Origin of the sequence: Mucilaginibacter sp. NFR10 (assembly GCF_900100445.1) — a bacterium.
Taxonomy (GTDB): domain Bacteria; phylum Bacteroidota; class Bacteroidia; order Sphingobacteriales; family Sphingobacteriaceae; genus Mucilaginibacter; species Mucilaginibacter rubeus.
Genome location: NZ_FMTV01000005.1, coordinates 258,651 through 272,677 on the forward strand (window position 1 = coordinate 258,651; position 14,027 = coordinate 272,677).

At 44.9% G+C, this 14,027-nt stretch carries 10 protein-coding genes; all 10 read right to left on the reverse strand.

Annotated elements, in window-relative coordinates:
• Window positions 1–132: 132 nt before the first annotated feature.
• Window positions 133–1,680, reverse strand: a complete 1,548-nt coding sequence (locus tag BLP33_RS18075; RefSeq protein ID WP_090531663.1) for an MGH1-like glycoside hydrolase domain-containing protein — start codon at window positions 1,678–1,680, stop codon at window positions 133–135.
• Window positions 1,681–1,683: 3 nt separating this feature from the next.
• Window positions 1,684–2,697, reverse strand: coding sequence for a zinc-binding alcohol dehydrogenase family protein (locus BLP33_RS18080; RefSeq protein WP_090531665.1), 1,014 nt, complete (start codon window positions 2,695–2,697; stop codon window positions 1,684–1,686).
• 278 nt (window positions 2,698–2,975) lie between these two features.
• Entirely contained in the window at window positions 2,976–4,628 is a 1,653-nt protein-coding gene (locus tag BLP33_RS18085; protein ID WP_090531667.1) for a UxaA family hydrolase, read from the reverse strand.
• A gap of 12 nt (window positions 4,629–4,640) precedes the next feature.
• Window positions 4,641–6,134 carry a tagaturonate reductase gene (locus BLP33_RS18090; protein ID WP_090531670.1) on the reverse strand — a complete coding sequence of 498 codons (1,494 nt, stop codon included), beginning with the start codon at window positions 6,132–6,134 and terminating at the stop codon, window positions 4,641–4,643.
• A gap of 24 nt (window positions 6,135–6,158) precedes the next feature.
• Window positions 6,159–8,060 carry a glycoside hydrolase family 88/105 protein gene (locus BLP33_RS18095; protein ID WP_090532055.1) on the reverse strand — a complete coding sequence of 634 codons (1,902 nt, stop codon included), beginning with the start codon at window positions 8,058–8,060 and terminating at the stop codon, window positions 6,159–6,161.
• 8 nt (window positions 8,061–8,068) lie between these two features.
• Window positions 8,069–9,061, reverse strand: a complete 993-nt coding sequence (locus BLP33_RS18100) for a pectinesterase family protein (RefSeq protein ID WP_090531672.1) — start codon at window positions 9,059–9,061, stop codon at window positions 8,069–8,071.
• Complete coding sequence (locus tag BLP33_RS18105) at window positions 9,061–10,716, reverse strand: glycoside hydrolase family 28 protein (protein ID WP_090531674.1); 1,656 nt, start codon at window positions 10,714–10,716, stop codon at window positions 9,061–9,063. The genes BLP33_RS18100 and BLP33_RS18105 overlap by 1 nt, the downstream gene beginning before the upstream one ends.
• A 231-nt stretch (window positions 10,717–10,947) precedes the next feature.
• Complete coding sequence (locus BLP33_RS18110) at window positions 10,948–11,724, reverse strand: PoNe immunity protein domain-containing protein (RefSeq protein WP_090531676.1); 777 nt, start codon at window positions 11,722–11,724, stop codon at window positions 10,948–10,950.
• Between the two features lie 18 nt (window positions 11,725–11,742).
• Complete coding sequence (locus tag BLP33_RS18115) at window positions 11,743–13,113, reverse strand: PAAR-like protein (RefSeq protein WP_090531678.1); 1,371 nt, start codon at window positions 13,111–13,113, stop codon at window positions 11,743–11,745.
• A gap of 36 nt (window positions 13,114–13,149) precedes the next feature.
• Window positions 13,150–14,025: a hypothetical protein gene (locus BLP33_RS18120; protein WP_139160016.1), complete on the reverse strand. Its 876-nt coding sequence runs from the start codon at window positions 14,023–14,025 to the stop codon at window positions 13,150–13,152.
• Window positions 14,026–14,027 lie beyond the last annotated feature (2 nt).

Below are 14,027 nucleotides of genomic sequence, written 5' to 3' on the forward strand. Positions count from 1 at the left end.
TTAATTGGTTGTATAGTATTCAAAAATATCAGTACGCTACTGCAATTTCATCTGATATTTTCTCTATCTACTATACGATATTATCATCATTAAAGCCAACAAGCCAATAAAAGGGAGAAAATGAGTCAGGATTTAACCCGGGAGTTTCACCAGTACATGTTTCAGTTGCGTACTCCGGGATATTGCCTTACCATCGGCATAAATGATAAAACCTTTGCCTTTGTGATATTTAGTACCGGTTTTATCCCAAACTACGCTGATAGTATGCCCGTGATAAAGCACATTATCCAGCGCAAACCATTTCCATTGGTTTTGGGGGATGAGCGGGAAAATTTCCAGCATATTGTCTTCACGAGGTTTCAGGCCAACGAGATTGTTGATGATCAAATCGCAAAAACCGGAGTGGTTGTAATAGCTGCTTCTTGGGTTATCCCCTTTAAGCCAGTAACCTGTTTTTTCATCCTGGTACTCACCCAAATAAGGCAGTCCGCGTTTGACGTGCGAAAGAGCATATTTATGCAGTTCATTATAAAAAATACCGGGTGTCATAGCGCCTTTATTTTGATAAGCCGTAAGCAGGTTAGCCAGGCCCTTTAATGTTTGCGTAGTGGCAAAAGGCCATACCGCACCGTCCCACTCGCAGCCGTGCCCGGTACCATGGGTACGGAATAAAGGGTGCCTGCGTTCGGCAGTGGTAATGCCCCATGGAGCGTTAAAACCTTTGATATCGGTTAGTTGATCCCATTGTTTGGCATAAACAGGTTTATCATCGGGCAGGTTAAAATACCAGGGGATAAAGCCCAATTCCTCGCGGGCGTTGGCAAAATGCCCGTCGGGTTTACGTACTTCAAAAAAGGATGCGCTGTCGTTCCACAAACTATCCTGCACCAGTTTTTTTAGGTCGATAGCTTTTTGTGTGTATTTTGTTTTTAGTGAATCATTGCCGGTTAGGGCCGCCATTTTTGATAGCGCCACAGCATTGCCATACATGTAGCTGTTAATAGTAGGCCGGATGTTTTTTATTTTGCGCCCCCCGCTGATACTTTCCTCCATCGCGTCGCGCACGTCGAACTGCCAGAACAATTTGGAAGGCAGCTGTTTTTCCTTTTCCCAAACATAATAATCAGTATTAAGCAAAGGCAAGGCTTGTTCAACAAATTTTCTATTAAGGTTTACGAGGTAATAATTGTAAACCGCGTCATCTATCCAACTGCTGAACGCATGCAAATGGGGCTTCTTTTGCTTAGGATCAACATATAGCCAAAAGTTGATATACTGATTGATGTACTGCGGATCGTGCAGCCAGCGTCCCTCATAAATTTGGTGGCCAAGGGCACTGCTCGAACTGTTGTAAACCCCGGTAAAGCTAACCGGGGTTATAAATTCGGTAAAAATGAAGCCATCGGGTGTTTGTTTCAGATGTTTCCTGAATGTCCACCAGCGGTAGTAATAGATCTTTTGAATGGCCGAATCCGGACACTCAAACAAGGGCACATTTTTGGCAAGCCATTCGTAAGCACGATCGTTGTTGATGTAGTTTTTTACCGTTTCGGTATCTGTTTTGTTGAAGCTATTGACATAGGTTTTCAGTGTATCAAAACCCAACACATGCTTTTGCTGCGCAAAAGCACTACCTATCATGCAAAAAAACAGCCCGGTAAAAAACGTCTTTTTTATCATCACCTATACCTCTACAATAGCTTTAATGACGCCATTTGCCGGGCTCAGCCAGCTTTCAAACTGATCTTTTACTTCATCAAAAGTTACCCTGTGGGTAATATAAGTTTGCGGGTTTACCAAACCATTTTTCATGGAACGTATCACGTGTTCAAAATCCTCGCGGGTAGCGTTGCGACTGCTCATCAGCGTGCTTTCGCGTTTATGAAACTCGGGGTGACTTACAATAAGTTCGTCTCGTTGTAAACCAACCAACACATACCTGCCGCCATGCGCCAGGTACAAAAACGCGCCGTTTATAGCCTTTTGATTGCCGGTAGCATCAATCACCACGGTAGGCATATCGCCATTGGTGATCTCTTTCAGGCGCTCATTCACATCTTCGTTTTTTACGTTGATGGTATAATCAACCTTCAAATTTTCTCTGCAAAAATTAAGACGCTGTTCGTTCACATCGGCAGCAATGACTTTTGCTCCGGCAATACGGGCAAATTCCATAATACCTAAGCCGATTGGGCCTGCACCAATAACCAGTACAAATTCACCCGGCTTTACATCGGCCCGTCGTACCCCGTGAGCACCAATAGCAAGGGGCTCAACCAAGGCCAGTTCGTCAAAGCTCAAACCTTCGCCATGAACCAATAAATGTGATGGTACCTGCAGGTATTCGGCCATGCCGCCATCCGTATGTACACCACAAACCTGGATATTTACACAACAATTTGGTTTGCCCGAGCGGCAAGCGATACAATGCCCGCAATTGAAATACGGAATAAAAGTAACAGCCTCACCTTTTTCAAAACCTTCGGCATCGCCAGCTTCAACCAGTTCGGCAGCAAGTTCGTGGCCTAAAATTCGTGGATAGCTAAAAAATGGCTGAGTACCTTCAAAGGCATGCAGATCGGTACCGCAAATGCCTATACGTTTTATTTTGAGAAGTGCATTACCCGGTTTTAATTGGGGTACATCAGCAGTGCCATAATCCAATTGACCGGGTGTTGTACAGGTTAGTATTTTCATTGGTGTTAAGTTAGTAGTACTAAGTCTGAAGTTAAATTCAACTTTTTATACTTAGAAACTATTTTAAAATATATTCATTGCCGTTGGTTTTAACCAACGGTAAAAGCTAAAAGTCCTGGCTTTAGCCCAATTATACAAGCGAATTTAGGCTAAAGTCCTCTTATTGCTACACATTATTCCGTTGGTTAAAACCAAGGGCTACGATTTTATCTGTCTGTAAACTATATTCAATAAATTCAAGCCACTCTCAGAACTTATGAATTGAGACTTTTATCTTTTTACAACGAAACTCCTCTTTTCCAGGGAATAAAATCATCCTGACCGTGTCGTACAGCATGAACTTCAATTTCGCCGCTGGCTACTTTTATCACGTAGTCCAGAATGCGTTCGCCTGCCTGTTCAATGGTTTCGTCACCTTCTACAATAGTACCGGTATTGATATCGATAATATCGCTCATTCGGTTAAATAATGCAGTATTAGTGGCGATTTTTACAACCGGAGCTATTGGATTGCCGGTTGGCGTACCCAAACCGGTAGTAAACAATACGATATTAGCGCCCGACCCAACCTCGGCCGTGGTCGATTCCACGTCGTTACCCGGGGTACACAACAGGTTTAGCCCCGGCTGTGTTACTTTTTCGGGATAATCCAGCACATCCGCAACCGGCGATGTGCCGCCTTTTTTGGCTGCCCCGGCAGATTTGATGGCATCAGTGATCAGGCCATCTTTAATATTACCCGGCGACGGGTTCATGTAAAAGCCAGAACCGGCCTCTTCGGCCCGTTGGCTGTAGGTACGTACCAGATCGGCAAAGCGCTCGGCTTTAGTTTTATCCAAACAACGGTCAATCAGATTTTGTTCAACCCCGCAAAGCTCAGGGAACTCGGCTAAAATAACCGAACCACCCATCGCCACTAACAAATCAGATGTGTAACCGATAGCAGGGTTTGCCGAAATACCGGAGAAGCCATCCGATCCGCCGCACTCCAAACCTATGGTCAGTTTACTTAAAGGAGCCGGTTTGCGGGTATATTGGTTAGCCTGCATCAACCCGGCAAGCGTTTGCCTGATAGCCAGCTCCATCAAATCAGCCTCTTTACCTGTTTTCTGCTGATCTAAAATATAAAGTGGTTTGTTAAACTCCGGCGAGCGTTTATTGATCTCCTCCTGCAAGGTCTTCACTTCGGCATTCTGGCAGCCAAGGCTTAATACTGTTGCCCCTGCAACGTTAGGGTGCGTAATATAACCGGCCAGCAAACCGCAAAGCGCCGTTGAATCCTGGCGGGTGCCGCCGCAGCCACCTGTATGCGTTAAAAACTTTATGCCATCAACGTTAGGAAACACTTTATTGCCAGCGCTTTGAGCGGTATCGCTACCTATTTCGGTGTATAAAACCTCATCTATCTCCGCACCTGCTTTTATTTTACCGATCAACTCCTGCGCTTTGATCTCATACGTTTTTTTGCGGCCATAACCCAGTGGTTTTACCAACGCTTCCTGCAATACTTCAATATTTCGGTTTTCGCAAAAAACCATCGGTATTACCAGCCAATAGTTCGCAGTACCTACACTGCCGTCTCCGCGGTGATAGCCGTTGAATGTTTTGCCTTCCCATTTACTGATATCAGGCCTGTGCCAATCAGTATGGCTTTGGCCTGTTAAAAAACTGTTTGCCGCATGTTTTACATTGGCGGTACTAAGCAACCCTCCTACCGGGATCAGGCTTTGCGCCTTGCCTACCAGTACGCCATACATGATAATTTCGCCGCCTTCGGGGATCTCGACAACAGCGAATTTATGCTTTGCCGGGATCAACTCTTTTACTGTATAAGTTTCGCCCTTGTAGGTAACCTGTTCATTGGCCTGCAAATCGGTAAGCGCTACAAGCACATTATCGGCAGGGTGTACTTTTAATATATTCTGTTTCATCTGTCCTCCTATTTAAATGGCGCTTATTTCCAGTTTTCCCTGTTCGTTAATAAGCTTAAACTGTGCTGTCACTGCTTCTGTAAAGCCGGGTAACGTTGTCAGATCGGTATCCCAAAGGCTTTTATTTTTAAGGATAGCTGCAATCGCTGTTTCTGCATCAACGCCGTTCCATGCTTTGCTTAAATTAGGTGCCTGGTCGTCGGTTACCACGTAATTATCCGAATGTGCTGTTCCGGTATATTTACCATCAGCCGTCTCGGTAATCTGCATAAAGCGGATAAAAGCTGCGAAACCAAGAGCCATCATTTGAGGTGCCTTATTGTTTTGTTTGTAATAGTTCAATAATAACGGAATAACCCGCATTTTAATTTTAGTAGCGTACTGCACCGAAATGCTCAGCCACTCGTGCCTGATGTTGGGGTTGCGGAACCTGTCGAGCACCTTGTTACCAAAATCGCGGGCTACATCTTCGTCAATCTGGTATGGGATAGATGGCATGATCTCAGTAAACATCAGTTGGGTGATGAATTTGGTGAAATGCGCATCGTCCATGGCTTCCTTAACTGTTTTAAAACCGGATAGATAGGCTACGGCACAACTCAAGGTATGCGTACCGTTAAGCAAGCGGAGTTTCAACTCTCTGAATAGTTCAATGTCAGGCGTAATTACAACACCGTTATCAGCCTGGGCAAAAGATAGCACTTCGGCTATTTTCTCATCGCCCTGGATAGCCCAAAGACTATAGGTTTCGGACATGATACTGAGGTTATCGGTGTAACCACGCTCAGTTTCCATGGCGTCACTTAACTGCTGATCCGGCCTGCCGGGCACAATCCTGTCCACCAGCGAGTTGCAGAAACTATTGCTGCTCTCCAGCCAGTCCATAAAGGCGGGCTCCAGTTTATTCAGGTGGGCGAGTTCCAATACTATGGCTTCCAGCTTTTTACCGTTGTCAATGATCAGCTCGGTTGGGATGATCACCAAACCGGTATCGGGCCTTCCGTTAAATGCCCTGTATCGTTCATATAAAATAGCCAGCAATTTGCCGGGGAATGATGCTGGCGGATGTTTACGTACATCTTCCTTCACCAACTGGATCCCAACTTCTGTGGTGTTTGAAATCACCACCTGTAAATTCTTGCTTCGTGCTATCTCCAGGATCTCTTCCCACTCGCTTGAGGCCGAAAGCACCCGGCTGATCGCCGAACAAATTACCTGCTCATTAACTTCTTCACCATTTTCAATGCCTTTTGAATAAATGGTGTACAAACCATCCTGCATATCGAAATCCGTTGTCGAACCTTTGTCGGTGGATTTAACAACCGCCACCCTGCCATTGAAAATGCCGGCGCGGTTAGCTTTATCAATAAAGTAATCGGGCAGGCCACGCAACAGTACGCCGGTACCAAATTGCAGTACCTTTTCAGGCAGGTCGAATACATTGGCGGGGGGTAATTCTGCCGCCGGTACAGTTGTTTTGTTGAGGTTATATCTTGATAATATCATGTTCTTTTGAATTGTAATAAGTTACTATTTTTTTGTTTGAGGAATCTGCTTCACCAGCCAGCCTACCAAATCGTTGGCTGCTTTAAAGTTGTCATAGTCGGGCGGCAGCTTTCGGCCATCTGTATATTCATTATAAAACCAGGGATCGCCAACGGCAAACACAGTGCCTTTACCATTTTTAACGGTAGCCACAATTACATCTTTACCATTGATTAACTGCGAAACGGCGGGACTGGTTAATTGCAAAGTACTTAGCTCCTTAATGTAAACTTTACGGGCTGTTTTAAAGATGCTGTTATCCGCAGGAATATTTATTGCCCCTTGCTCAAAGTTACGACCAACCACCCTGTTAACACTATTTAGGTTAAAGCTGATACCAAACTTGGCCATTAGCTTGTTCAGATGTACAAATTCGGCATTACCGGTATCGTTATTTAAAACCACCAGTACGCCGCCATTTTTCACCCAATTACTGATGGCTTTAATATGTGGTTCTTCAATATATTTAGCATCAGGGTTTTCCTTTGGTATATCAGGATCAACAATAATATAAACCGAAGCTTTCTTCAAATTTATATCATCCGGCGCCTCACTTAAAGTTTTGGTATGTAATCCGTAATTATTAAAGATCTGCCCAAAAAGCGAAAATCCGTTATTATCCTGTTCCTCCCACTTGTAGTGGAACGGGATGCTTTTACCGGTAATATCCTTATGGTATTCGTTATTAAAATAACTATCTAAAAGTACGGTTTTGCCTTTACCTGCATTCAGATTGGCTAAACGTTCCATCTCTACACTGGCCAGCATAAATGAACCAACACCTTTGGTTTCGTTGGTGACAGTTTTAACGCCTGTATAGTATTCGTAACTGCCATCGCGATATGGTTCGCCGCCTACGCCTACGGCACCTGCTGTGCCTTTAATATTTATCTGCCCATCGGCATCGGTTTCAATAAAGTTTTTGATGATAGCCTCATAGGCCTTTCGGGCAGCAGGCAAATATTTTTGAGGCAGATAGCCTTCCCTCACACCTTTAGCCATCGTATACACAAACATGCACGAAGCCGATGCTTCCAGGTAATTGCCTTTTTTGTTACCCTTGTCGAGCACCTGGTACCACAAGCCTGTGTCCTGGTCCTGGCAATTTTGTATAGCCACAGCAAAACGGTTTAAAATGGCAATAAGTGCCGCCCGTTTGGGATGATTGGCCGGAAAATGCGGCAGCACATCAACCAGTGCCATAGCGTACCAGCCATCGGCACGAGCCCATAAACTGGCCGAAAGACCGGTTTGCGGGTTAGCCCAGCGTTCCTTTTTGCTTTGATCCCAGGCATGATATAACAAACCTGTTTTACCATCACGCGCATGCTGCTCCATCCAGATAAACTGATCGGCTACCTGATCAAAGTCCGCATCCTCATGGTAAACGGAAGCATATTCGGCATAAAAAGGCTCGGCCATGTATAAGCCATCGAGCCACATTTGGTTAGCGTATCTTTTTTTATGCCAGAAACCACCTTCGGGTGTTTTTGGTTGTTCGTCCAACTGTTTGCGAAGTAACGAAGCAGCTTTGTAGTATTTTTCAGTACCTAATACTTGTTGCAAAAACAACAGGCTCCGGCCGGATAAGATATTATCCAGCGTATAATCTTTAGCCTTGTAAGTACGGATGGATCCATCTGCCCCCACATACCTGTCCATCGCTTTTTGGATATAAGTAAAATATTCACTCCGGGCCGATTGCTGCCAAACGCTTTGCAGCCCCTGCAAAACAATCCCCTGGTCATACGACCAGTTGGCGCCCGGTAACGAATCTGCCCAGATATGCATAGCCGTGTTAGCCATCCGCTGTGACCATGGCAGCGTTTGCGCCCTTAGCCCCAGGTCCGCGAACAGGAAAGCACATAACAATAATATTTTCTTCATTATACAGCTCATTTTATTGACATTACATCCCAGTTATCATTCCCGGCAAGAATATTATTCAATGTATATTTTTTCATTTCGGCCTCAGTTAACTGGTGCGACCATGGCGCACGTTTGCTGATATTGGTGCCGCTGCTTTTATATTCGGCAAAAAAGGCGGTCTTTTCATTTTCCGGGTTACGCCAGTTATCCCAGCCCTGGGCGCAGATGTAGCTTCCCATTGTTGTATTGATAAAAACAGATCTGGCGTATGGCCGCCAGGGCCTGCCCAGGTAAATCTTTGTTACAGAGGTATCAGCTGCTTCAAGCCAGCAGTTTAAAAACACAAAACCAAATCGCTGTCGCGGTGTAGTTGCGGGAGCTGTAATAAAAGAGTTTCGGAGACTTTTGATCACACAGTTTTGGAAAACCGCAGTGGCTTCGCCGAAAATAAAATCGGTTGTACCTTCCATATAACAGTCTTTATAAAACTGGCGGCTGTTTTCGGTACCGGCATAAAGCGTATCCTGGTTGCCGAGCAGCCGGCAATTGATTATGGCACACCTGTCGCCCTCAACATGTAAAGCCACGGCCTGCCCTACCGGCCCCGCGGCATTTGTTATGGTTAAATTCCTGGCGATGAAATCATTACCCTGCACCAAAACAGTGTAGGAAGTATAGGTTGTAAACTCGGCTTTTCCGAAGGCATCCTTACCCTGCGGGTTTGCTTTGCCCGAGAAATCGCTGTTGGTTATAATAGTTTTATTTTGATCTTCACCTATCAGCTCGATATTACATTTCCAGGAAGGGATTACCAGTTTTTCGTGGTATACTCCGGCTTTTATGTAAATGCAAACCCTTTGCTGCGACAGGTCACGCACAGCATTTACAGCCTGTTGAATGGTTTTGAAATCGCCACTACCATCCAGTGCTACGGTAAAACGCTTTGGATATACAACAGCCTGCGCCAGCAATAATGCCGGTGCAAAAACAATCCATATCAATAGCGCCGCTCTCTTCATTAATTTGAACCGGTTATTGCATTTTTGGTTGCTCCTGAAGCAAACTCAGCTTTGTTCTTAGCCTTGGCGGCATCTGTATTCAGTAATTTTATTTGCTGCGACTTTTTACCGCTGACCTTAAACAACAACTCTGTATTGCCATAGGTAATATGATCAAACGCAAGGTTGTTGCTATTTTGAATATTTATGAGTGGGTTGGTTTCTTTGCTTTCGAGATGGATATTTTTCAGGAAGATGTTCTGTGCTTCTATTACATCTGCTCCTTTAACAGTTTTGAAGGTGCTGTTTTCGATGTGGATGTCTTTGATCCCCATTTCGGGTAGCCCCCGGATCATAAGCGCTTTTTCAGCACCGTTGCATACTACGTTATTTACATAAAACTTGCGAAACGAAGGTGTAGCTTCGGTTACCGGCACAACAGCCTGGTCATTTATATCATCCGCTTCGCCGGGCGATTTACCTCCGTAGTACATATCAAAAAGAATAGCCTCATGAAGAATATCTTTCATGGCAATATCCTTGATAAAAATATTTTCTACCACGCCTCCCCTGCCGCGGGTGGTTTTAAAACGCAGGCCAATGTCAGTACCAATAAACGTACAGTTAGACACGAAAATATTACGCGCCCCGCCCGACATTTCACTACCTATCACAAAACCGCCGTGGGCACGGTAAACCACGTTATTCCGTACAATGACATTTTCAATGGGCTTACCGCGTTTGCGGCCTTCTTCATCCCGGCCCGATTTAATACAGATGCCATCATCGCCGGCATCAAAAGTGCTGCCTTCAATTAACACATTCCGGCATGATTCTACATCGATTCCGTCACCGTTCTGGGCATTCCAGGGATTCCTGACCCTTGCGTTCTGTACGGTAAGATCTTCGCATAGTAAAGTATGGATATCCCATGCGGGCGAATTTTGAAGTGTAACGCCCTGCAGCAATACTTTTTTACAATTGGTAAGCACCAGCATATTAGGCCTGAAAAAATCTTTAAAAGGTTCGTTGTCAGCAATTGTTTTACCGTTACCTATCACTCCTGCTCCGGGTGTTTTTAACCCCTTAACGTAACTTTCAGAAGAATACCATGATTTGCCGTTTTCACTCACCACCCCACCCGAGGCTACTAATTTTTTCCATTCGGCTTCGGTAAGCCTTTCTTTACTGATAGCCCGCCAAACATCGCCGTGACCATCAATGATCCCTTCGCCGGTAATAGCGATATTGGTAAGGTTGGTACCCGATATCGGCGATTCATTGCGCACAGCGGCATGGCCTTCATAGTTACCTTCAACCAGTTTATACTGAGTTTTATCATCGGTAAACTGCAACAGCGCCGCCCTGCTTACGTGCAGGTTTACATTACTCTTCATCACCAGCGGCCCGGTTAGCCACAAGCCTTGCGGAATAAGCACTACCCCGCCCCCTTTGGCGCTACAGGCGCTTATCGCTTTATTGATACTTGTTGTATTTAACGTAATGCCATCCGCTTTGGCTCCGTATTTTAAAATGTTGATGGTATCCTTTTTAAATTCAGGTTTATTTACCTGCGGCAAATGTTGCCAGGAATACTGCTGACACTGTACCCGCGATGTGAAGCAACCCGCCAAAAGCAAAACCGCTATCCCTATCCTTGTTTTTACTACCGACATGTTTTTATTTTAAAACAGCTATTTATCGCCCTATAATTGGTGAAGGAACATTAAATCCTAAACAAGATTAAAGGCTGACGGCAATAAAAAAAAGGATTTGCCCAACTAAAACCGCGCAAACGTTCCCAGAAACGTTTGCGTAAATTTGAGCGGCCTAAAAGGAGTACCGGATTGCTTCAGTAAAACTCAAATCAACTCCGGTTTATGGTGATTTTATTTGATACCGCGCAATTAGGAAGCCGACCAGTGCACCATATCATAAGGATAATTTGGATGATTAGCGTAACCGCTATCATCAAGCCCCAATATCTTAGTTATCGCGCCTGCCTCCCAGCTCCAGTAGCCTTTATATGAGCCTTCTTTTTTGTGGTTTTCATACCATGAATCGTCTTTATGCAACCTGTACCATTTGTCGAGATAAAGTTTCATTTCGCGCTCCGCATCGGCTTTAGGCATTTTTGTTAAATCATAAATATCCCTGTAAGCTTCGGTAATAAGCGTATCCGGCTGCGGGCCGCTCCCCGGCTTTTTGGTGTTGATGATATACCATAGTAAAGCATCCGGTGTCCAGGTTGGGTAACTGGAACCACTATCCGACTGGCGAATATAATTAATAACGGGCTCGTATACCTCGTCGGGTACATCAAGTAGGCTGCCTAAGGCTACCATATCAATCATATCAGCATAGAACGCGTCGGCATCCCAACCTTCTCTGTAGTATCCGGCAGCTGTTATATATTCATTATAACACAGGCTGATATCATTCCCGGCAGAATAGTTTAAATAAACCAGGTCAAGATGTTCCATAGCAAGCACCCAGTTGTTTATCGGGCGAAACTTTTCCTGCTGCTTCAGGGTGACATTTTGTTCCTGGTACATTTTTATTATCGACTGCTTCTTATCAAACATTTTTTTAAAGAAAGCAGCGTCTTTATATTCTGCTCTTAACTGCGTTTCGGGTGTTGCCGTGGTTCCACCTCCGCCAAATAATTTATCAAAAAAACCCATTTTATAAATTGTTTAAATTTATGAGAACCATCCTGCAATTGATTTACCAATGCCGCTTCCGGCCAGGCCTCCGATAACCCCGCCAACAATACCACCAACCACCGTACCAACCCCGGGGCATATAGCAGTACCTATCATTGCACCTATTTCGGCGCCGGCTATACCGCCGGCAAGGCCACCGGCAGCACCGCCTACCGCTTCTTTTGTTTTTTTGCCAAAACCGCCCTCTTCTTCATACGCCGAATAGATACTTACTGCATCAAGGGCGATACCAACAACTATAAGCCCCCGGCCGGCAACTTTGCCCGCCACACTTAAAGCCGGAGAACGTGCAATTGCCTGGCTTGCCTTAAACAGGCCGTCATTTGCGCCAGTGGCAATTCTACTATTACGTACCGCCTGCGAAAAATTAGATTCGGACAAGGCTGTAAGAGGTTTTGAATTGAGCATGGACGACCTTACACCATTCATAAAATTGCCTGCCCTGCTGGTTTTTATTTCCAGGGCCTCACTTTGCCCGCGGGTAGCTTTAAAACCGTTGGAGTTTATAGTTTCTGACTGCATGGTTCCGTCGGGCTTAACCCTGATCACCTCGCGGTTCAGGCTGCCATCTGTATTTGCCAGTCTAACCCCTGCTTCGTCTGCCGGGTTTATCGCCCCGTTATTGTCGATGTGATTTCGCGTCCATCGCTCACTTAACTCGCGGCCGGTTGTCGTATTTTGTATTGATGCTGTATTGTATTTACCGTCTGTAATTTTATACCCATTATCTTTGGCATAAGCCCCGTCAATGCCCGAAGCCGTAGGTTTATCAATATCAATTACAGGATGCTCGCTTCTTACGTCGCGAAAACCTTCCTGCCGATGATAAACGTTGTCCTTCATCTCCCCGTAATTACCGTGCCTGCGGTAATCACTTTCGCTGTTGCTCCGTACCAGGCTTATCTTGCCGTTTTCAACATCATAAATGGTACCGCGCTGCAATATATCAAGGGTGTTGGTGTACGAACCATAGTTGAACGTTCCGGCACCGGCACCCGTAACAAGCGCCCCGGCTGTGCTCATACCGCTTGGCGCATTAAAGTCAACACTTATTTTGCCGCCTTGTTTGCACAACAGGTTCGCGTCTTCAAATAATAATTTGTAGCCGTTAACCTTAACACCTTTATTGGTCTTGTCCCAGTAAATTGGGTCAAATTTGCAGCTGCCACCCGTTACCGAACACCTGCCCATAGGCAAAATATTTTCACCCGGCACCATATCGGCCTCACTGGCCAGGAACTCACCATAAATTTTTGTGTTATTATGATGCGTTACCTTTAACCGCACAGGAGCCGACCCTTTATCGCACTTAAGGCAGCTATTGTTTGGAATATATTTTTTTGACATCGGATATTACTTTTTGTTAGTACTAAACCTTCAGCCTTATACATGCAGTATACTGTTGCTCAGCTCGTGCTTATCAACGCGTTCCTTCGGAAGCTCATGCTGTTCAATCCGCCTGCATTGATGTGCCGTTACAACGGTATAAAATGAGGGCACATGTAATTGCAAAAACAAATCGGCCTCCTGCAGTATGTTGTTTTCAAATTTGTAAATCTCTTCCATCTCGGTTTGCAGGTCAACCTTCAGGTTATAGGTATTTGTAAGGTCTTTTAGCATCCTCACTAAAACAGGTCTTTCAAACCTTTCTTCGTCAACCTCGGCTTCGTTAATTATGGTTACGGTGTTGCCATGTTGTTCGGTAAAACTGTAGATGACGAGCGGCAGGTCAATTGTGCCGAAAAAACCTTTCAGTATCAGGGAAGAGCTTTCATTGGCTTGCCATTCCCTGTAAAACGGTTGAAAAAAGCACCGGTAATGGCTGTACCCCATAAATGATTGCAGAAAGCGTTTAGGATCCTGCAGCAATTTGTCTGTTTCGGACAGCATTACATCGATACCATCCTGCTGACGATATTTTTTGGCGATTTTTGACCGGAAGCCCTGCTGCCAGCAATTAGCGATACTATTAAAATTATTGATGCCGATAAATTTCCCTTCCAGATCTGTTATGATCTGTACCGGCGACTGGAACCATTCCATATCTGCTGCCCATTCATGGATCAGCGCCGAACCATCCATATTTTGATCAAGCAGGGTATATTCATAAACCCGTTGCTTATCGTCATGGCTAATGAGTTTTATTTCAATCCACCTGTCTTGCACAAACTCAAGTACTTTTGTGCCGATTATAGTACGGTTGGATGAGCTAAGCTGGTACCATGAACTTTGAGCTGTATTTACCGGTAATATATTCATGA

Excerpts from the sequence above, each read along its gene's own strand:
- BLP33_RS18075 (WP_090531663.1), bottom strand. The coding sequence starts at position 1,680 with ATGATAAAAAAGACGTTTTTTACCGGGCTGTTTTTTTGCATGATAGGT.
- BLP33_RS18085 (WP_090531667.1), bottom strand. The coding sequence starts at position 4,628 with ATGAAACAGAATATATTAAAAGTACACCCTGCCGATAATGTGCTTGTA.
- BLP33_RS18090 (WP_090531670.1), bottom strand. The coding sequence starts at position 6,134 with ATGATATTATCAAGATATAACCTCAACAAAACAACTGTACCGGCGGCA.
- BLP33_RS18080 (WP_090531665.1), bottom strand. The coding sequence starts at position 2,697 with ATGAAAATACTAACCTGTACAACACCCGGTCAATTGGATTATGGCACT.
- BLP33_RS18095 (WP_090532055.1), bottom strand. The coding sequence starts at position 8,060 with ATGAAGAAAATATTATTGTTATGTGCTTTCCTGTTCGCGGACCTGGGG.
- BLP33_RS18105 (WP_090531674.1), bottom strand. The coding sequence starts at position 10,716 with ATGTCGGTAGTAAAAACAAGGATAGGGATAGCGGTTTTGCTTTTGGCG.
- BLP33_RS18120 (WP_139160016.1), bottom strand. The coding sequence starts at position 14,025 with ATGAATATATTACCGGTAAATACAGCTCAAAGTTCATGGTACCAGCTT.
- BLP33_RS18115 (WP_090531678.1), bottom strand. The coding sequence starts at position 13,113 with ATGTCAAAAAAATATATTCCAAACAATAGCTGCCTTAAGTGCGATAAA.
- BLP33_RS18100 (WP_090531672.1), bottom strand. The coding sequence starts at position 9,061 with ATGAAGAGAGCGGCGCTATTGATATGGATTGTTTTTGCACCGGCATTA.
- BLP33_RS18110 (WP_090531676.1), bottom strand. The coding sequence starts at position 11,724 with ATGGGTTTTTTTGATAAATTATTTGGCGGAGGTGGAACCACGGCAACA.